Consider the following 18,754-nt stretch of genomic DNA (forward strand, 5'->3'; position numbering starts at 1 on the left):
CAGCTCACAACCCATTTTCACGGACTAGTCGACTGGCTGATCTGTGGAACCCCGGTCGGTGACCGCTTGCAGTTCGCGCAGCGCGTGGGCGCAGCAGAGCTGATGTGCGGCGTCGAGGTAGGTGTCGTAGGACGCCCACGCGTCGTGCACCGCCACGCCCCGGAAGCCGGGCAGGACACCGGCGGCGTCGATGCCGACCCGGCCGCGCTTGGGGTGACAGGTGATCAACGTGTCCGTGCCGGTGCGGGCGCAGTGCACACAGGCCAGCGCGCCGGCCACCCGCAGCCCGGTCTCGTCGAACCCGGCCACCTCAGCCCCGGCGATCCGATCCCGGACGACGTCGAGGAAGCCCGCGAGCCCGTCGGCGCCGACCGGGTCATGCTCGCCACGGTGCCCTCGCTCAGCGGGGTGCCAAACAACTCCGCCAGCGCCTGGGCGGTGCGCTTCTTGGACAGGAACTGGCCCACATACAGGTAGAGCACGATCGCGGTGAGCCGCGGCCCGTACTGGGTCGGCGCGCTCACCCCGTCCGGCGCGACGCCGCAGGTGGTGGTCCCGCAGCCGCAGCGGCGCGCGATCAGCTGATGCTCGCTCACCCGCACCGTCATCGGCGGCAGGTCGAAAACCTGGCGGCGCTCCACCCCCACCTCCGGGGCGTCGGCCAGGTCAGCGCCGCACCCCGTGCAGGGCCCGGGCTCGTGTCGCGTCCGCTCGTCCGGGCTGTCCACCAGCGCCAACGTGGCCCCGGGATGACCGGGCTGACCGCCTGGCCTGCGCCCGCTCTTGCGCCGCAGCGACTTCGGAGCCGGCTTGACAAACGGCGAGTCCGACGAGGGCGGGCGCGACGAGTTGGTCGAGTTCATCCCCAACCGGCGACGCAACTCGCCGTTCTCTGCCCGCAACCGCTCGTTGTCTTCCCGCAGCTTCTCGTTGTCGGTTCGCAGCTGCGCGACCTCACCCCGAAGCTCCTCGATCAGCCGCCCCTGCGTGAGGACCAAGGCGGCAAGCTCGTCATACGACGGACGCCCATCCCCGGCCTGCACCACATGATCATTCCACAGAGATGATCAAGCCTGATGAGCGACCTGACCAGTCACTCCGCTGGGTCGTCGAATGCGGCATCGCCTGGCTGCACGCCTTCAAACGCCTCTGCGTGCTCGTCGCTGGGGCCGGCGCGGGTGGACCGACTCGCAACGGTGCGCGATCCGCGGCTGAGCGACTGCGGCATTCGCCAGGATCTGCGCACCCGGCAGCCGTGACCCCGCGGCCGTTGGCGCTACCGGCCTGTCCCACCGCAGGCGTTCGCCGTAGCCAGCCCGGTCGTCAGCGAGCGACGCGCCTCAGGAGAGTCGGTGACCGCTTGCGAAGAGCCTGGACCCGTAGTCGTCACGTTGAGCAGAGCCTGCCGGTGGTCGGCTACCTACCGATCTTCAGCAGGCGCTGTGCCGCCAGGCGGGAGACCTGGTGCCGCATGCCGGAATGTGGCCCGGTTCGGTTTCGGGGTGAGCCGCTCACTTCGTACTGTCCAGGACGTTAATCGGTCTACGGCAACCGATAATCGGCATCAGAGGAGTGTGTAATGGGTGGACGAGTCGCCCGGCTGGGACACGTCGGGATCGCAGTGGCTGATCTGGACCGCTCGGTGGCCTTCTACACGGAGGTTCTGGGCATGCGCTTGACCGAGCTGTTCCGCTATGACGAGAACAAGGTCGGGCACGGCACGGCTGTGCTCGCCGGGGCCTTCGTGCGTGGGTGGGAGGACACCATCCACCATCGCATGTCCATCTTCACGCTGCGCGACCCCAGCGTTCAGCAGCCGGACGCCCGCGCCCTAGGGCTTCACCACATCGCCTTCGAGATGGACTCCAGCGACGACCTGATCTCGCTCTACAGGCGGTTCCGCGAGCTGGAGGTGCCGATCGTGAACGCCCGAATCGGCGGCCCGGGAAACCAGCCGCGTTTCTACGGGCTGGACCCCGACGGCAACCTGCTGGAGTTCTACTGGAGCATCGACCACGTCGGCTGGGACGGGATCCCGCGGGCGTACCCGCCGATCCAGGAGATCGAGCTCGAGGATTTCGACTTCGAGGCCTACACCGTCGAACGCGAGAAGCAGGCCGAGGCCGAGCGGGCCCGGCGTGTGGCCGCCCTGACGAGCTGACCGATCGCTACGGGAGAGGACTGAGTCGTGACTCGAATCGCGCGGTTCCGTCATGCAGGACGGAACAAGTTCGGGGTGCTCGACGGCGACAGCTTCGTCGACGCCACCCGGGCCTACGCCGCCGCACAACAGGCTAAGGGTGTTCCGCACGCGGACGCGCTCGCCGATGTGGTCCTCCCGCCGGACCTGCTCGTGTTCTTCGAGAGCGGGGACACGGGTACGGCGGCGCTGCAGGAGGCCGTCGCCTACGCCGCGGCGCTGGACCCCGAGGTCGCCCGGCGTGAGGGCATCCGGGTGGATCGCTCGGAAGCGACGGTGGCGGTGCCGATCCCCCGCCCACCGAAGATCGTGTGCGTGGCGCGCAACTACGCCAAGCACGCCGCAGAGGCCAACCTGCAGATCTCGGAGATCCCGATCCTGTTCCCGCGCTTCGGGGCCACTCAGATCGCCGACGGCGAGGCCATCATCGTGCCGACGGTGTCGAAGGAGGTCGACTGGGAGGGCGAGCTGGCGGTCGTCATCGGCAAGGGAGGCCGGCACATCCGCAAGGAAGACGCCTTCGCCCACGTCGGCGGTTACACGATCTTCAACGACGTGTCCGTGCGCGACTACCAGTTCCGGGTCACTCAGTACACGGGCGGCAAGAACTTCCACGCATCAGCGCCTGTCGGTCCGCACATCACCCTGGCCGACGAGGGTCTGAACCCGCACAACCTGCGGATCACGACCACGGTGAACGGGGTGGTGAAGCAGGACGCGACGACGGCTGAGTTCATCTTCGACATCCCGACGCTGATCGAGCACATCTCCGAGTTCATCGAGCTGGAGCCGGGCGACATCATCCCCACCGGCACTCCCGCGGGTGTCGGGTTCAAGCGGCAGCCGCCCGAGTTCCTGGCCGACGGGGACGTCGTCGAGGTGTCGGTCGAGGGCATCGGAACCCTGACCAACCCCGTCCGGAACGAGGAGTGACGCCATGAGCGACAACGGGTTCGAGCGCGGACTCCAGATCCGCAAGGACGTGGTCGGCGAGGAGTACGTCGAGCGATCGTTCGCCAACGCCGGGGACTTCGGCCGCGAGTTCCAGGAGCTCGTCACCGAGTTCTGCTGGGGCGCGTCCTGGGGGCGCACCGCCCTCAACCGCCGGGACCGCAGCCTGCTCAACCTGGCGATCATCGGAACCCTCGGGCGAACGGCGGAGTTCCGGCTCCACACCCGCGGCGCCCTGCGCAACGGGGTGACCGTCGAGGAGATCAAGGACACCCTCATCCACCTCTCGGTGTACGCGGGGATCCCGGCTGGCGTCGAGGCGTTCCGTATCGCTGGTGAGGTACTCACGGAGTTCGAAGCAGAGCAGGGCCAGGACTCCTCAAGCGGCTCCTAAAGCGCTGCCAGCCGCCGTGCGAGGGAGCAGAGTTCCTCGACGTGGCCCTCGAGCGACGCACTCCGGGCGGCCGGGGCGACTATCGAGAGGCTTCCGCTCCGCTGAGCGATCTTCAGCGGAACCGCGATGCCGGAGGCGCCGAGGCGGAGCTCATCGTGACTGAGGACGTGGCCGCGGTCGCGTTCGGCACGAAACGCCCGGCGGTCCTCGCTCGTCGAGTCGGGACCGAGCAGCGCCACCGCGCGTTCCTCGGGAAGGCCGACGAGGATGGCACGCCCCGCCGCGCCGACGCCGACCGGATGGCGGAAGCCGGTGGGGTAGTCGATCCGCAGCGGGTGCGTCGCCGCGGTGGCGGAGGCCACGACCACGGAGTCCATGCCGTTGAGGACGGACACCACCACGGTCTCGCCGACCTGGCGCGCCAGGTCGGCGAGCAGCGGCTGCGCTTCTCGATACACCTCCGGCAGGGCTCGCGCGGCGATCGCGTGGACCGCAGGGCCGACGGCCACGCGGCCGGCCTCCAGGCTCACGAAGCCACGCTGCTGCAGGGTCGCCACCAGCCGCCTGGTGACGGTGCGGCCCAGGCTGAGCCGTCCGGCCAGCTCACCGACGGTCTGTGGACCGCCCTCGCCCAAGGTGAGCAGGATCCGCAGAGCGTGGTCGGCTGTTTGGGCGATCTCCACGGAGTGCTCCTCAAGGCTTCGTGACGATCGCACCGTACACCGAATTCCGGGAAGCAAGACCCGATTATCGGGAAACTCTTCGAGTAGGGGAGATCTGCAGATGGTGGCCGTTCCGGTGACGCGCGAGCGCGAACAGCAGGTGCTCACGACGGTGCCTCGAGGGTTGTTGATCGGCGGGGCGTGGCGCGAGTCGTCCGGAGGTCGGACGTTCACGGTCGAGGATCCGGCGACGGGTGCGGTGCTGGGCGAGGTCGCCGACGCGAGCCGCGAGGACGCGGTCGCCGCCCTCGACGCGGCTGCGGCGGCTCAGGGGTCGTGGATGCGGACCGCGCCGCGCAGGCGTGCCGAGATCCTGCGCCGGGCCTTCGAGATCGTGACCGAGCGGGCCGAGGACTTCGCTCTCGTGATCACCCTGGAGATGGGCAAACCGCTCGCCGAGGCAAGGGGTGAGGTCGTCTACGGGGCGGAGTTCCTGAGGTGGTTCGCCGAGGAGGCGGTCCGGGATTACGGGCGCTACGGCCCGAGCCCCGAAGGGACGAGCCGGCTCCTGGTCCAGCGCCGTCCAGTGGGGCCCTGCCTGCTCATCACGCCGTGGAACTTCCCGCTCGCGATGGCGACTCGGAAGATCGCGCCCGCACTTGCAGCCGGCTGCACGATGGTGGTCAAGCCGGCCAAGCTGACCCCGCTGACCACCTTGCTCTTCGCGCAGGTCCTGATCGAGGCGGGGGTGCCCGCCGGCGTGGTGAACGTACTCCCGTCGGGCTCGGCCGCCGCGATCTCCGGGGCCCTCCTGCCCGATCCGCGCCTGCGCAAGCTGTCCTTCACCGGGTCGACACCGGTGGGCCGCCGCCTCCTCATCGACGCCGCGCAGAATGTGCTCCGGACCTCGATGGAGCTCGGCGGAAACGCCCCCTTCCTGGTCTTCGACGACGCCGACATCCCCGCCGCCGTCGCGGGTGCCATGGCCGCCAAGATGCGCAACATGGGTGAGGCGTGCACCGCCGCGAACCGCTTCCTCGTCCACCGACCCGTAGCCGAGGAGTTCGCCGCCGGGCTCTCCGCTGCGATGGGCGCACTGCGCACCGGGCGGGGGACACTGCCGGAGACCCAGGTCGGACCACTCATCGACGCAGGAGCCCGGGACGACGTCGACGCGCTGGTCGCCAAGGCCGTCGACGCCGGAGCCGTCGTGTCCACCGGCGGCCGCGCTGTCGACGGCGGCGGCTACTTCTACGAGCCGACCGTCCTGACCGACGTCCCCCACGATGCCGAGATCCTGAAAGAGGAGATCTTCGGACCCGTCGCGCCGATGACCACCTTCGACACCGAGGAGGAGGCGATCCGACTGGCCAACGACACCGAGTACGGCCTGGCGTCGTATCTGTTCACCCGCGACTACGCCCGGATGATGCGGGTGACCGAGCAGATCGAGTACGGCATGGTCGGGTTCAACGCCGGGGTGATCTCCAACGCCGCGGCCCCGTTCGGTGGGGTGAAGCAGTCCGGGTTGGGACGCGAGGGTGGGGCCGAAGGGCTCGCCGAGTACACCGCCACTCAGTACGTCGGGATCGCTGACCCGTTCGCCATGCCCGGGGGCCCGGGTCGGCTCGGCTGATCACAGCTGGGCGGTCGGCCCGAGGGCGGCCGCATCGGCGTCAGCAGGCCGGTGGCGTCGGGGACGCCGGAGGCGATGTGTCGCCACGATGAGGAGCGCAACCACCGCGACGCCGAGTACGTTCTCGATCGTCCGGTCTGCCATCAGGGCGAGCAGGTCCGCGGAGTCGTGCGGGTGGGCCATCCCGATCGTGACCGGTGTGATGAACAGCAGGGACAACGCGTAGTTCCGGGCCACCAGCAACTCGGTTCCGACGATGAGTAGGCCCGTCAGGATCGCGTTGACGAGCGGGGTCGCCGGGATCAAGTACAAGGCTCCGGCCACGAGGACGCCCCCGAAGGTGCCCGCGAGGCGGTGGCCTGCGCGCAGCAGCTGCTCGCTGCTCGACGGGCCGACCACCGGCACGACCGCGGCCACCAGGGCCCAGGCAGGGTGTTGCAGTCCGGCCAGCTCCGCGAGCGTTCCGGCCACCCCGACCGCGACGACACACATCAGAGCGTGCACCAGCGTCAGCCGTGTCGTCGGCCGTGGCGGCGGAGGCCGGTGGCCCGGCGCCCGTCCTCGCCTACTCGCCCAGCGCGCCTGCAGTACGCCGCTCGCCGATGTGACGAGCAGTGCCCAGACGAGACCGGCGAGGGCGAGGGCGAGGGCACGTGCGACGTCGGCTGCGGTGGCGGGCAGAGCAGCACAGCCGGCGAAGCCGAACACCGGAAAGAGGCTCCCCGGCGGTGTCCATCGCCTGAGGTCGGCGATCACGGTCGCGGCCCCGGCGACCACGGCGGCGCAGAGAACGACGACACCTCCGGCCGGGGCGGTCGCAGCCAACGCGGTCGCCGCCACGACTACGACGACAAGGACGCCCCCCGCGAACGCCTGTACCTGAAGGCGTCTGCGCGGGGGATCGTTGCGGCCGTACACAGCCGCCACGGAGCCGAGCACCGCCCACACGCTCCAGTCCGACCTACCTAGGAGCGCCAGGACGACCAGCGGGACGAGCGTGGCGACGCCCAGGCGAAGGGCCGGATGGTGTGCCCCGGCGTGCGGTGCGACATGCCACAGCTGGCGGAGACGCGGCAGCAGCGGCGCGGGGGGCCCCGCGACCGACAGGCCCTGATCGGACGACAAGGTGGCTCCTGGTCCCGGCCCGCAGGCCGACTAGTTAGCTGGTTAAGTATCCTCCGATGATGGACGACTGGGTGGACGAGGTCCAAGCGCAGTGGCGACGTTCACGGCCGGAGGTGGACCCCGAGCCGGCCGGTGTGTTCCTGCGCGTGCTCCGCGTCGCGCGGCTGGTCGAGCGGCTCACCGGGGAGGCCCTGGAGGAGTTCGGTGTCGACCGCGCCGGGTTCGAGGTGCTGTCGGTCCTCGCGCGGACCGACACTCCCGTCTCTCCCACGCGCATCGCCACCGAACTGCAGCTCACCGGCGCCGGCACGACCAAGCGGCTGCGGCAGGTCGAGGCGGCGGGGCTGGTCCGCCGGCGTCCGAACGCACAGGACGGGCGCAGTGTCGACATCGAGCTGACCGAGCAAGGACAGGCCGTGATCGCACCCGCCATCGACTCCATCCACACGCTGGAGGCGTCGTGGCTGGACGACCTCTCAGCGCCGGACCGCGACGCGCTGGTGTCGGGCCTGCGGACGGTTCTCGGCGCACTCACTCGCGCAGCGGAGAGTTCCTGATCCGGGACGCGACCCGTGGACCGGTCGCTGTCGCGCGGTCGTCGCCCCGCCCACGCGCCCTATCCGGCGTCGCGCAGGGCCGGGTGGGCGTCGGCATGGTCGCACAGCTCGACGACCGGGCACCCGACGCAGCGCGGTGAGCGGGCGGTGCACACCTTCGTGCCATGCTGGATCAGCCACTCGTGGGCGTGGGCCTTGTAGCCGGTCGGAGTGATGTGCTGCAGCACGTCGGCGGTCTGTTCTGCCGAGAGCCCTCGTTCCACCAGTCCGACCCGCTGAACGGTGCGCTTGACGTGGGTGTCGACGGCAATCGACGGCTCCTCGGCGAGGAAGTTCATGATGATGTCGGTGCACTTGCGGCCGATGCCGGGCAAGGCCAGGAGCTCCTCCCGATTCCGTGGAACCTCGCCTCCGTGATCGTCGAGGATCTGCCGGGCCATCCGTTTCAGCCGCCCGGTCTTGTGGTTGTAGTGCGCGACCGACCTGATCATCTCGCGCAGGTCCTCGTCGTCGAGCGCGACGAGTTCCTCGAACGTCGACACACGCGCGTAGAGCGCGCGGCCGGCCTTGATGGTGCGAGCGCTCGTCGTCATCGTGGACAGGGCGACGGACACGAGGCTCCGGAAGGGGGTGTCCGACATCCCACTGGTCATCCACTCGTCGTCCGAATCCGCGAACACCGGATAGGTCTCGCTCAAGATCGCGTAAACCGCTGCGGCGTCACGATGCCTCGTCATCTGTCCTCATCCCGGCGTTGTGTACGGCGGGCCTCGTCGTGACTCACCGTAGGACCGGAACGCCCAGATCCGCCTGCCGAGCCTGCGATGGATCTCAGCCGCCACCTAAGGCACGTGTGATGGCGATGCTGGTGTCGCGCAGGAATTTCGACTTCACGCGAGCGGTATGCAGTGGGAGGCGGAAGTGTGGTGCGGCAATCGCCACGGCTGCCACGATCTCCCCGGTGTGGTCACGCACCGGCACTGCCAGGCCGTTCAACGCCGGCTCGCTCTCCGCGTTGCTGTATGCGAAACCGTCCTGCCGGATCTGGGCTAGCTGTTGACGCAGGTCCGGCCAGGTGGCCTTGGTTGCGCCGGTTAGCGCGGGCAGGCCCTGCGGGAACAATTCCGGCAAGGACTTGTCCGGGAGGTGGGCGAGCAGCAGTTTGCCCGCGGCGGTCGCGTTCGCTGGGAGCACCACTCCAGTCCTCAAGCCCACCCGGATGGCCTGCTTGGACTCGACGCCGTCCACCACCCTCGTCGAGTTGCCCTCCAGGATGACCAGGCTGACCGTCTCGCCCAGCTGGTCGCACAGTCGCTCCATCGGTCGACGAGCGTGTCGTCGGATGTCGGCCTTGCGCAGTGCCGTCGCACCGATCTCCAGCAGAGCGGGGCCGACGATGAAGTCCGTGGGCTTGGCCGGATTGCGCTGGAGGAAGTTCTCGGCCAGCAGCGTCGTCACGAGACGATGCGCGGTGGACTTGCCGACGTCGAGGTGCTCGCTGATCGAGGGCAGGTTCACCACGCCCTCGGCGTGGGCCAGGCGCAGCACCCGAAGGGCGTTGGTGACCGAGTTCAGCTGTTGTGCCGCCTCCGGGGACCGAACATGCCGCATAGCGGAATCCTAACGTTGACTGTTCCGATCGGCGTGCGTCGTTTCGTAGCGTCCGGCCATGCCGCACCGTCGATCGATGGGCGCGGCATCCCGCTCACGGAAAGGACGAAGGTGTCTGAATTCCCTGTTCAGGGTGACGCCGACGGCTACGACGCGATCGTCGTCGGCGCCGGCCCGGTCGGCCTGACCGCTGCACTGGTGTTGGGACGTGCAGGCAGGCGAGTGCTGGTGCTCGAGTCGGAGACCAAGCCGGCCACCCAATGGCGTGCCTCGACCTTCCACCCGCCGACCCTCGAGCTCGCCGAGGACCTCGGTCTTATCGATGCGATGCTGGCTCAGGGCCTCGTCGCGCCGACGTACCAGCTCCGGGACCGTAGCGGTGGCCTCGTCGCCGAGTTCGACTTCTCGACCCTGTCCGATGCCACCCGCTACCCGTACCGCCTGCAGCTGGAGCAGTACAAGTACGTGCGGATCCTGCTCGAGGCGCTCGCGGGCGAACGTGAAGTGGATCTGCGCTTCGACCACCGGGTGTCCGACATCCTCACGGCCCCTGACGGCGCGGAGGTCCACGTCGAGACGCCCGAGGGGCCGAGGACTTTCACCGCTTCCCACGTCATCGGGGCCGACGGTGCGCGGAGCACCGTCCGGCAGAGCCTCGACGTCGAGTTCGAGGGCATCACCTACGAGCACCGCTACCTCTTGCTCGGCATCGACGCCCCGTTGGAGGACTACTTTCCGGGCATCGCCTGCGTGAACTACCTGTCCGACCCCGTGGAGCACATGATGTTGCTGCGGATCCCGGACTGCTGGCGAGTGATGTTCGAGGTCACCGGGGGGCCGTCCGACGAGGAGGTCGTCACGGACCGGTTCATCGAGGACCGTCTGCAATCGCTGCTGGGCTCCCACCCGATGCCGCAGATCCTGTCCCGCCAGGTCTACCGCGTCCACCAGCGTGTGGCGGCGTGCTTCCGTCGCGGCCCGGTCATGATCATCGGTGACGCCGCCCACGTGAACTCGCCGATCGGTGGGTTGGGGCTGAACTCGGGCGTGCACGACGCCTACACTCTGGGCAAAGTCCTGACCAGCTCGCGAGGCGACGCCGACCTGGACGCGTGGGCCTTGCAGCGCCGGACGATCGCGCTCGCCGAGATCCAACGGATCACCCACCGCAACACCCAGGACCTCTCGCTCAGCGAGGGTGAGGCCCGCGATGCCCGGATGCAGGAGCTGCGCGAGACCTCGCGCGACCCGCAGCGCTCCAAGGCGTGGATGCTCGAGGCATCCATGCTCGCGAGCGCTCGGCAGCAGCGGCTCGTCCCAGAGGCCCTCATCGGCGCAGCGGACGACTCCGTCACCACGGTCTGACCCCGAACCACACTCGATAGCAAGGGAGCTATGTCATGTCGACCAAGCCGTCGATCGCAATCATCGGGGCGGGGCACGCGGGTCTCGTCCTCGCACTGGGCCTGCTGGACAAGGGCCATCAGGTCACGCTCGTCTCCGACCGCACCCCGGCACAGATCGCCATGGGCCGCATCACCTCGACCCAGCTTCTCTACCCGGGTGCACGCGCCATCGAGCGCGAGCTCGGCCTCGACTTCTGGGACGGGCTCGTCCCCGCCGCCGACGATCTGGAGGTCACCGTCGTCGGTCCGGACGGGGATGCTGCCTTCAGCTGGCGCACGCCCTACCTGCCCGGACCGGCCGCCTCCGTCGACTACCGAGTCCGGATCCCCTACTGGATGAGCATCTTCCGCCGCCGCGGAGGCAAGCTCTACCACGTGTCGGCCGGCCTGGAGGAGGTCGAGTCCCTCGCGGCCTCGCACGACCTCGTGATCATGAGTACCGGTAAAGGCGAGATCGGCAAGCTCTTCGAGAAGGACAAGGCGCGCTGCACCTACGACACCCCGCAGCGCTACATCGCCGCCGTCTACGTCGACGGCCTCAAGGTGGGTGACCGCCTGGCCACCGAGATTACGCCGATCCCGGGCGTGGGCGAGTTGTTCTTCTTCCCGGTGCTCACGATCACCGGCCCCGCCAGCTTGCTCATGTTCGAGGGCAGAATCGGAGGCGCGCTCGACTGCTGGGACGGGATCGACGCTCCCGCCGACTACCTCAACCAGGCCAAGACCATCGTCGACAAGTTCGCGCCGTGGGCCTCGGACCGTGTCGCCGACGTGACCCTGACCGACGACAACGCCGTGCTGCGCGGCTGCTACCCGCCCACGGTGCGCAAGCCGGTCGCCACCCTGCCGTCGGGCCGGAAGGTCCTGGGCATGGCGGACCTGGTCGTCCTCAACGACCCGATCACCGGTGAGGGCGCCAACAACGCCGTCAAGTGCGCCAAGATCTACCTGGACGCCATCGACGCGCACGGCGACCAGCCGTTCGACGAGTCCTGGATGCAGCAGACCTTCGACACCTACTGGGAGGACGTCCAGTGGGCCACCGCGTACACCAACATCACGCTCGAGGGCCCGCAGCACGTCCGTGACCTGGTCCGGGCTGCGAGTGTGTCGCCCGAGATCGCGCAGTGGCACGCCGACTCGCGCAGCACGCCGAAGGACTTCTTCCCGATGTGGAACGACCCGGCGCAGGCCGAGGCGTTCATCGCTCGTCACACGGCCGCGGTGGCCGCAGTCCGATGACGACGGCCGCCGAGGAGGCCCCCGCCGTGTCGGAGGCAGTCGACCCGGCGCTGATGCGGCCCGCCATGGGGCGGTTCGCCACCGGCGTCACGGTGATCACGAACGCTGCCGGAGCCGATGTCCACGCCATGACGGCCAACGCCTTCATGTCGGTGTCTCTCGACCCGCCCCTGGTGCTGATCTCCCTGGGGAACCGCGCCAAGATGGCTGCACGCTTGGCGGAGTCCGACCACTACGGCGTCAGCATCCTGGCGAACTCACAGGAGTCCGTGGCCCGCAGGTTCGCGGGCAGCCGGCATCCGATGGCGCCGCCGCAGTTCGAGTGGCTGGACGGGGTTCCGGTCGTCGCCGGGTCACTCGTGCAGCTGACCACCACGATCGTTGACCGGCACGTCGTGGGCGACCACACGCTGTTCGTCGGCCGGGTGACCCAGCTGCGAGCGCGAGATGGGGAGCCGCTGCTGTTCCACACGGGGGCCTTCAAGCTGCTGCAGGTCGCGGTCACCGAGTCGCTGTGGGAGGCCTGAGATGACCGCAGTCACCACGACTTCGGCGACCGCCGAGCACAACGGCCACCGGCTCGTCGGGGCCGGGCCGAACCGGGTCCTCGTCCTCCACGGCTGGCTCGCGGACACCACCTCCTGGTCGGCGGCCTGGACGGTGGCCGACCAGGACGACTTCACCTGGTGCTTCGTCGACGCCCGGGGTTACGGGCTCTCTCGGGAGCGGCGGGGCGAGTACACCGTGCTCGAATACGGTCGTGACGCTATCGCCCTCGCCGACGCCCTGGGCTGGGACGAGTTCTCCCTGGCGGGACACTCCATGGCGGGCATGGCGATCCAACGGGCGCTGCAAGCGGCCCCGGAGCGGGTCCGGGCCCTGATCGGCGTGGCTGCGGTCCCGGCCAGCGGAGGCGGCCTGGTCGGGGAGCGCCGTGAGCTCTTCGACCGGGCGGTGTCCGACCCCCAGGCGCGCGCCGCCGTCGTCGACCGATCGACGGGCGGCCGGCTGGAGGAGGAGTGGGTCGGCCGGTTCACCGAGCACTCGTTCTCCTGCGCCGACCCCGCAGCGGTCGCGGGCTTCCTGGCCTCGTGGGCCGAAGGTGACTTCCACGCGGAGATCATCGGGAACCCGGTCCCGGTCGGTGTCGTCGTCGGCGAGCACGACGCGTCGCTGAGCCCGGCCCGGATGGAGGCGACCTGGTTGTCCTGGTACCCGAACAGCCGCCTCGAAGTGATCAGCGGCGCCGGGCACTACCCGATGCAGGAACAACCCGCAGCGCTGATGCAGGCGGTGCAGCGCCTGCTCCTGGCCGCCTCCCTCGAGGTGGGCTGAGCACCACCCAAGGCTCCTCCTCGGCTCACACTCGCCGCCCGGCGCGTGGGACATCGTTGTTCCAGTGAAGGGACTCTGCTCGCATGACTCACGAGGCTTCGCCGCCCGCACGGTCCGGGCCCCCCGACCAGACACACCCTGAACCGCTGGTCGATGTCACGGCGACGATCGACAACGCTCCGTTCGGTCGGCTGCACCTGGTGGTGGTGCTGCTGTGCGGCTTGACCATTCTGTTCGACGGCTACGACCTTACGATCTACGGTGCCGCGCTCCCCCGGATGATCGAGGAGTTCCAGATCAGCCCGGCGGTGGCGGGCACCATCGGCAGCTCCGCCCTGGTCGGCATGATGATCGGCGCCATCGCCTGCGGAATGCTCGCGGACCGCCACGGACGCAAGCCGGTGATCATCGCCTGTGTCGTCGTGTACTCGGTGTTCACCGGTGCAGTGCTCTTCGCCGGTGGTCCCTGGGAGCTCGCGGCCTACCGGTTCATCGCCGGACTGGGTATCGGCGGGGTGATGCCCAACGCCGTCGCGCTGGTCGCCGAGTTCGCGCCTCGCCGGCTGCGCAATGTCCTGGTCAGTGTGATGTTCAGCGGGTACATGGTCGGCGGCATCATCGCCTCGCTCGCGGCTATCGGCCTCGTGCCCGCCTTCGGGTGGCGGTCACTGTTCCTCGTCGGCGCCCTGCCGCTCCTGTTGGTTCCGCTGATGGTGCGGTACCTGCCGGAGTCGCCGGTCCACCTGCTACGGGCCGGTGACCGACCGGCCGTCGCCCGCCTGCTGTGCCGGCTCGTCCCTTCCCAGGCCGTGGAGCCCGACAGCCGGTTCGTGGTGGCCCAGGGGCCGCCCACGAAGCAGTCCGCGTCGCCGCTGTCCAGCCTGTTCCGCGACGGCCGCGCGACCGGGACCGTGATGCTCTGGGTCGCCTTCTTCATGGTGTTGCTGATGATCTACGGGCTGTCCACGTGGCTCCCACAGTTGATGATCAAAGCGGGCTACCCACTCGGCACGAGCCTCTCCTTCCTCCTCACCCTCTACGTGGCGGGCACCGCGATCACCTGGGTCGGCGGGTACGTGGCGGACCGATTCGGAGCCCGCCGGGTGCTGGTGACCGCCTACCTGGTCGCGGCGGTCTTCGTCGCGGTACTCGGGGTCGTCGGTGACGGCTCGATTCTGGTCGTCTACGCCGCGGTCGCCCTCGGCGGAGGAGCCACGTTCGCCGCACAGATCTTCGCCAACGCCTACGCCGCCCAGTTCTACCCGGACGACGCCCGATCCACGGGTGTCGGCTGGGCCCTGGGGGTCGGGCGGATCGGGGCGATCCTGGGGCCGACGTTGGGCGGCGTGCTGCTGACTGTCCAGGTCCCGCTGCCCGTGAACTTCCTGGCCTTCGCCGTGCCCGGCCTCATCGCCGCCCTCGCCCTGGTGGCGGTTCGCTCTCCACAGAAAGGACGACTCGGATGACCCAGACCGCAGCGCCGCAGGTCGGACACCTGATCAACGGTGAACTGACCGGATCGACGCCCCGCGCCGTGCATGACCCCGGCCGCCTCGACGACGTAGTCGCCCACGTCGCGGTCGGTGACGAGCAGGACGTGAACCGGGCCGTGCGCGCCGCGCACGCGGCGTATCCCGGCTGGCGTTCGACGCCATCCGCCGAACGGGCGAAGCTCCTGTTCGCCGCAGCCGACGCCCTCGCCGCCAGCACCGAAGAGCTCGCCCCGCTGCTCGTCCGCGAGCACGGCGGCGTCGGCTGGGAGGCCCAGACCGACTTCGGCCTCGGGACCGGGGTCATCCAGCACACGGTCAGTCTGCTCGAGGACTTCCTGTCCCCGCTGACGATCGACGACGAGCAGTGCTCGATCCAGGTGACCAAGGCCCCCCGGGGCGTCGCTGCCGCCATCGTGCCCTGGAACATGCCGGTCGTCTTGACGATGCTCAAGCTGGCGCCTGCCCTGGCCACCGGGAACACCGTCGTGCTCAAGCCCTCCCCCTTCGCCTCGGCCGCACTGACCCTCGCGCTACAGCGGATGGCCGCGGTGCTGCCGCCCGGTGTGCTGAACGTGGTGCACGGAGACGGGGACGTGGGGGCCGCATTGTGCCGCCACCCGCTCGTGCGCAAGGTCGGCTTCACCGGCGGCACCGCGACCGCGCAGAAGGTCCTCGAAGCGACCAGCCCGACGATCAAGAACATCACCCTGGAGCTCGGCGGCAACGACCCGGCCGTCCTCCTCGACGACGTCGACGTCGACTCCACCCTCGACGGTCTGGTGAAGGGTGTCTACACCCGCAGCGGCCAGATCTGCTTCGCGGTCAAGCGCATCTACGTGCCCCGCTCGCTCTACACCCGGTTCGCGGACGCCTTCTGCGCCCGCGTGGACGAGCTGGTGGTCGGGCACGGTCTCGACCCGCAGTCGAGCTTCGGTCCGCTCAACAATGAAGCCCAGTTCAAGAAGGTTCAGGACATCCTCGACCGGACGCGTAACTCCACGGCGCAGCTGGTACAGCTGGGTCGCAAGCTGGACGCCTCGACCTGGGAGAACGGCTACTACGTGCTGCCACACGTGGTGAAGGACGTGGAGCACTCGGCTCCGGTGTCCTGCGAGGAGCAGTTCGGGCCGGTCGTGCCGCTCATCGCCTACGACGACGAAGAGCAGGCGCTCGCCTGGGCCAACGACAGCGAGTACGGCCTGTGCTCGTCGGTCTGGTCCGCGGACCCCGAGCGGGGGTTGGCCTTCGCCGAGCGTGTCGAGGCCGGCAGCACGTTCATCAATAGCCACTCCTTCGACTCGCTCGACCCCCGCATGCCCTTCGGCGGGATCAAGCAGAGTGGGCTGGGGCGCGAGTTCGGTGTACCCGGGCTGTCCGCGTACGTCGAGGACCACGCAGTCCGCAGGCTGAAGTGATCAGCCGGACCTAGCACGATCGGCCGCGCTCTGCGGCCATGCCGCGGGCCGGAACCGCGGCTCCCGCATAGAGGAATTGCCACCCCGGCTGTGCCGTTGCGTGGATCGCCGCTCCTACGCTCCTCTCGCCACGGAGCGTCGGTACGGGGCGGACGCTCACCACTCACAGCCATGTCGAACAGTGAGGTTCAGACGTGTCGAAGATCAACGTCGCCCGGCTCGTCGAGACGGGCAAGCCGCTCGAGGTCGGCGTCGCCGACAAGCCGGTTCCCGGCCCGAAGGACGTGCTGGTCAAGGTCGCAGCCTGCGGTCTGGTGCCCAACACCTCCAACGTCGTCAACGGGTACACCCCCTTCACTCTTCCCGCGCTCCCCGCCGTGTTCGGCCTCGATGTGGCCGGCACGATCGAGGCCGTCGGAGACCATGTCATCGGCCTGCAGGTCGGGCAGCGCGTCTACGTCGATCCGTTCATGACCTGCGACAACTGCTCGTCCTGCCGGCGCAACCGACGCGACTTGTGCCCGAGCGCCTACTACCGCGGCTACATGAGCCCCACCCCCGGCGGCGGCGCACTGATCAACCAGTACCCCTACGGCGGCCTCTCGGAGTACGTGACCGCTCCCGACTCCCGGGTCGCTGTCCTGCCCGAGACCATCGACCTGCGCACCGCAGCCCGGTTCGGCTACGTCGGCACCTCCTACGGCGCCTTGCGCAAGGCGGGGCTCGGCCCGGCCCAGACACTGCTGATCAACGGGGTCACCGGCACGCTCGGCGTGGCGGCCGTGGCGATCGCGCTCGGCATGGGGGCCACCCGCATCCTCGGTGTGGGACGCAACCGCGCCGTGCTCGAGCGGGTGCGTGAGCTCGCCCCGAACCGCGTGTCCACCATCTCGTCCGAGGACGGGGTCGACCTGGTCGAGTGGGCGCGCGAGCACACCGGAGGCGAAGGTGTCGACGTCATCTACGACTGCCTCGGCGTCGGTGGGGACTCGGGCAGCACGAGTGGGCTGCTGCGCGCGGCGCGCCCCGGTGGCCGAGCCGTCCTGGTCGCGGGGGGTGTCCTGGGTGACGTCGCGCAGACCTACATGGACATTCTGATGCTGGACGTCCAGGTGATGGGCTCGCAGTGGTTCAGCGCCGAGGACGCCGACCAGATGATCGCAATGATCGGCGCGGGAGTCATCGACCTGTCCTTCCTCGAACACCGGGTCTTCGGGCTGCCTGAGGTCAACGAGGCCATCGAGCGGGTCGGGTCGCGGCCCGGTGGCTTCGAGAACGTCGTGGTCATGCCCGGACAGAGCACGGTGTCACGGTGACCGTCCCGACGGTCATCTCCGCGGGGGATCGCCGGCGGGCTGCGGTCGCGGTCGCCGCGGGGACGGCGATCGAGTACTTCGACTGGATGGTCTACGCGACCTTCGCGATCTACTTCGCACCGTTGATGTTCGACGCTGCGGACTCGACGTCGGCGCTGCTGCAGTCCGCTGCGGTCTTCGCGGTCGGGTACCTGCTGCGGCCCCTGGGTGCGATCGTGCTGGGTGCGATCTCCGATCGGTACGGCCGCAAGCCGGCGTTGACCCTGTCGGTCGCGGTGATCACCCTCGGCACGCTCCTGCTGGCGGTCGCGCCGACCTACGCCCAGGTCGGGGTGTGGGCCTCGGTGATCCTGCTGGTTGCCCGTGCCTTGCAGGGTCTTGCCTACGGCGGTGAGTTCGGCACGGTGGCCGCGACCTTGCGCGAGATCGCCCCGCCGCAGCGGCGGGGCCGTTACTCGAGCCTGTTCGTCGTGTCGGCGCAGGGCGGGCAGCTCGCGGGCTTCGTCGTGCTGCTGATCCTGCAGAGCCTCCTCACGCGCGAACAGATGACCTCCTTCGGCTGGCGTCTCGCCTTCGGCGTCGCCCTGCTCGGCGCGCTGGTCGTGGTGTACCTGCGCCGGCGCATGGTGGAGAGCCCGGTCTTCGCGGCGGCCGAGGCCAAGCCCGAGCGACGCGGAAGCCTGCGTGAGCTGTTCGCCTCCCACCCCGCAGCGACGGGGCTGGCGTTCCTGATGGTCACCCTCACCATCCCGACCATGCTGACCTTCTCGACCTACATCCAGAAGTTCGGCGTGAACACCCTCGGGCTGGACCCGCGCTCGGTGTCGTTCGCCTCCGCGGCCATCCTCGTGGTCTTCTCGGGGTCTGCCTACTTCTGGGGCATCCTCGGTGACCGGGTGGGTCCGGCGACCCTGCTGCTCGTCGGCTACGTCGGCGCCGGGCTGCTCTCGGTGCCCGCCTACCTGGTCATGGTCAGTGCCCCCTCTGCGGTGACCGTGGCGCTCGCGGCCGGTTTGGTGGTGCTCTTCGTGGCGATGTTCGGTTCTGTTCAGCAGACCGTGCTCGCAAGCCTCTTCCCGCCGCACCTGCGCGCCCTGGGCGCGGGCTTCACCTTCGCCGCGGCCCTCGCCATCGCCGGGGGGACGACGGAGCTGGTGGCACTGGGGCTGAAGGCCGCCGGGCACGAGTCCTGGCACTTCTGGCTGATCAGCGTCCTGGCGCTGGCAGGGGCTGCCGTCGGGCTGTCCGTCCGACGGCGGGTCGCAAGAGCGACCGCCGAGCAGGGCCCCGCAGCGCGGCCGACGACTGCCCTCGAACAGACCGAAGCAGGAACGTACTGACCGCATCACCACTCTCCGTGCACAACTCGTCGACGAATCCAGGAGGTGAACCCGCATGGGGCAGAGAAGAC

At 69.3% G+C, this 18,754-nt stretch carries 19 protein-coding genes; 13 read left to right on the forward strand and 6 right to left on the reverse strand.

The features are described from left to right. Positions 1-24: 24 nt before the first annotated feature. On the reverse strand, positions 25-309 hold the full coding sequence (locus LWC33_RS35530; RefSeq protein ID WP_308191029.1) for an IS66 family transposase: 285 nt from the start codon (positions 307-309) through the stop codon (positions 25-27). Further along, positions 225-1,043: a DUF6444 domain-containing protein gene (locus LWC33_RS35535; RefSeq protein ID WP_308191030.1), complete on the reverse strand. Its 819-nt coding sequence runs from the start codon at positions 1,041-1,043 to the stop codon at positions 225-227. The genes LWC33_RS35530 and LWC33_RS35535 overlap by 85 nt, the downstream gene beginning before the upstream one ends. Positions 1,044-1,579: 536 nt before the next feature. Here LWC33_RS35535 and LWC33_RS30670 point away from each other — a divergent pair. The 3 genes from LWC33_RS30670 to LWC33_RS30680 are packed head-to-tail and all read left to right on the forward strand — an operon-like array spanning position 1,580 to position 3,545. Further along, complete coding sequence (locus LWC33_RS30670) at positions 1,580-2,161, forward strand: VOC family protein (RefSeq protein ID WP_233308192.1); 582 nt, start codon at positions 1,580-1,582, stop codon at positions 2,159-2,161. A gap of 27 nt (positions 2,162-2,188) precedes the next feature. After that, on the forward strand, positions 2,189-3,133 hold the full coding sequence (locus tag LWC33_RS30675; protein ID WP_233308193.1) for a fumarylacetoacetate hydrolase family protein: 945 nt from the start codon (positions 2,189-2,191) through the stop codon (positions 3,131-3,133). A 4-nt stretch (positions 3,134-3,137) separates the two neighbouring features. Further along, positions 3,138-3,545, forward strand: coding sequence for a carboxymuconolactone decarboxylase family protein (locus LWC33_RS30680; protein WP_233308194.1), 408 nt, complete (start codon positions 3,138-3,140; stop codon positions 3,543-3,545). Here the strand turns inward: LWC33_RS30680 and LWC33_RS30685 are convergent. Continuing rightward, positions 3,542-4,441, reverse strand: a complete 900-nt coding sequence (locus LWC33_RS30685) for an IclR family transcriptional regulator (RefSeq protein ID WP_308191031.1) — start codon at positions 4,439-4,441, stop codon at positions 3,542-3,544. The two genes, LWC33_RS30680 and LWC33_RS30685, sit on opposite strands and share 4 nt — an antisense overlap. Here LWC33_RS30685 and LWC33_RS30690 point away from each other — a divergent pair. Further along, on the forward strand, positions 4,329-5,843 hold the full coding sequence (locus tag LWC33_RS30690) for an NAD-dependent succinate-semialdehyde dehydrogenase (RefSeq protein ID WP_233308196.1): 1,515 nt from the start codon (positions 4,329-4,331) through the stop codon (positions 5,841-5,843). The genes LWC33_RS30685 and LWC33_RS30690 overlap by 113 nt on opposite strands. Here LWC33_RS30690 and LWC33_RS30695 read toward each other — a convergent pair whose 3' ends face one another. Beyond that, a complete protein-coding gene (locus LWC33_RS30695; protein ID WP_233308197.1) occupies positions 5,844-6,968 on the reverse strand; it encodes an FUSC family protein in 1,125 nt (374 codons plus the stop codon). It abuts the gene before it with no gap. A gap of 59 nt (positions 6,969-7,027) precedes the next feature. Here LWC33_RS30695 and LWC33_RS30700 point away from each other — a divergent pair, with 59 nt between their 5' ends. Continuing rightward, on the forward strand, positions 7,028-7,525 hold the full coding sequence (locus tag LWC33_RS30700; protein WP_233308198.1) for a MarR family winged helix-turn-helix transcriptional regulator: 498 nt from the start codon (positions 7,028-7,030) through the stop codon (positions 7,523-7,525). A 59-nt stretch (positions 7,526-7,584) separates the two neighbouring features. Here LWC33_RS30700 and LWC33_RS30705 read toward each other — a convergent pair whose 3' ends face one another. Then, complete coding sequence (locus LWC33_RS30705; RefSeq protein WP_233308199.1) at positions 7,585-8,223, reverse strand: endonuclease III domain-containing protein; 639 nt, start codon at positions 8,221-8,223, stop codon at positions 7,585-7,587. A 133-nt stretch (positions 8,224-8,356) separates the two neighbouring features. Then, positions 8,357-9,073 (reverse strand): IclR family transcriptional regulator, encoded by a 717-nt coding sequence (locus tag LWC33_RS30710; protein ID WP_233308200.1) that lies wholly within the window; start codon positions 9,071-9,073, stop codon positions 8,357-8,359. Between LWC33_RS30710 and LWC33_RS30715 the strand changes: the two genes are divergently transcribed. From LWC33_RS30715 to LWC33_RS30750, 8 genes are all read left to right on the forward strand, one after another. Further along, positions 9,056-10,501: an FAD-dependent oxidoreductase gene (locus LWC33_RS30715; protein ID WP_233308201.1), complete on the forward strand. Its 1,446-nt coding sequence runs from the start codon at positions 9,056-9,058 to the stop codon at positions 10,499-10,501. The two genes, LWC33_RS30710 and LWC33_RS30715, sit on opposite strands and share 18 nt — an antisense overlap. Before the next feature lie 35 nt (positions 10,502-10,536). Beyond that, entirely contained in the window at positions 10,537-11,784 is a 1,248-nt protein-coding gene (locus tag LWC33_RS30720) for a styrene monooxygenase/indole monooxygenase family protein (protein WP_233308202.1), read from the forward strand. Positions 11,785-11,810: 26 nt separating this feature from the next. Further along, positions 11,811-12,311 carry a flavin reductase family protein gene (locus LWC33_RS30725; protein WP_233308203.1) on the forward strand — a complete coding sequence of 167 codons (501 nt, stop codon included), beginning with the start codon at positions 11,811-11,813 and terminating at the stop codon, positions 12,309-12,311. A gap of 1 nt (position 12,312) precedes the next feature. After that, positions 12,313-13,119: an alpha/beta fold hydrolase gene (locus LWC33_RS30730; protein ID WP_233308204.1), complete on the forward strand. Its 807-nt coding sequence runs from the start codon at positions 12,313-12,315 to the stop codon at positions 13,117-13,119. A gap of 83 nt (positions 13,120-13,202) precedes the next feature. Next, positions 13,203-14,585, forward strand: coding sequence for an MFS transporter (locus tag LWC33_RS30735; protein WP_233308205.1), 1,383 nt, complete (start codon positions 13,203-13,205; stop codon positions 14,583-14,585). Beyond that, complete coding sequence (locus LWC33_RS30740) at positions 14,582-16,027, forward strand: aldehyde dehydrogenase family protein (protein ID WP_233308206.1); 1,446 nt, start codon at positions 14,582-14,584, stop codon at positions 16,025-16,027. The genes LWC33_RS30735 and LWC33_RS30740 overlap by 4 nt, the downstream gene beginning before the upstream one ends. A gap of 194 nt (positions 16,028-16,221) precedes the next feature. Beyond that, a complete protein-coding gene (locus LWC33_RS30745; RefSeq protein ID WP_233308207.1) occupies positions 16,222-17,343 on the forward strand; it encodes an alcohol dehydrogenase catalytic domain-containing protein in 1,122 nt (373 codons plus the stop codon). Next, positions 17,340-18,683: an MFS transporter gene (locus LWC33_RS30750; protein ID WP_233308208.1), complete on the forward strand. Its 1,344-nt coding sequence runs from the start codon at positions 17,340-17,342 to the stop codon at positions 18,681-18,683. The genes LWC33_RS30745 and LWC33_RS30750 overlap by 4 nt, the downstream gene beginning before the upstream one ends. Positions 18,684-18,754 lie beyond the last annotated feature (71 nt).

This window comes from Pseudonocardia terrae, from assembly GCF_021343995.1.
GTDB classification, from domain to species: Bacteria; Actinomycetota; Actinomycetes; order Mycobacteriales; family Pseudonocardiaceae; genus Pseudonocardia; species Pseudonocardia terrae.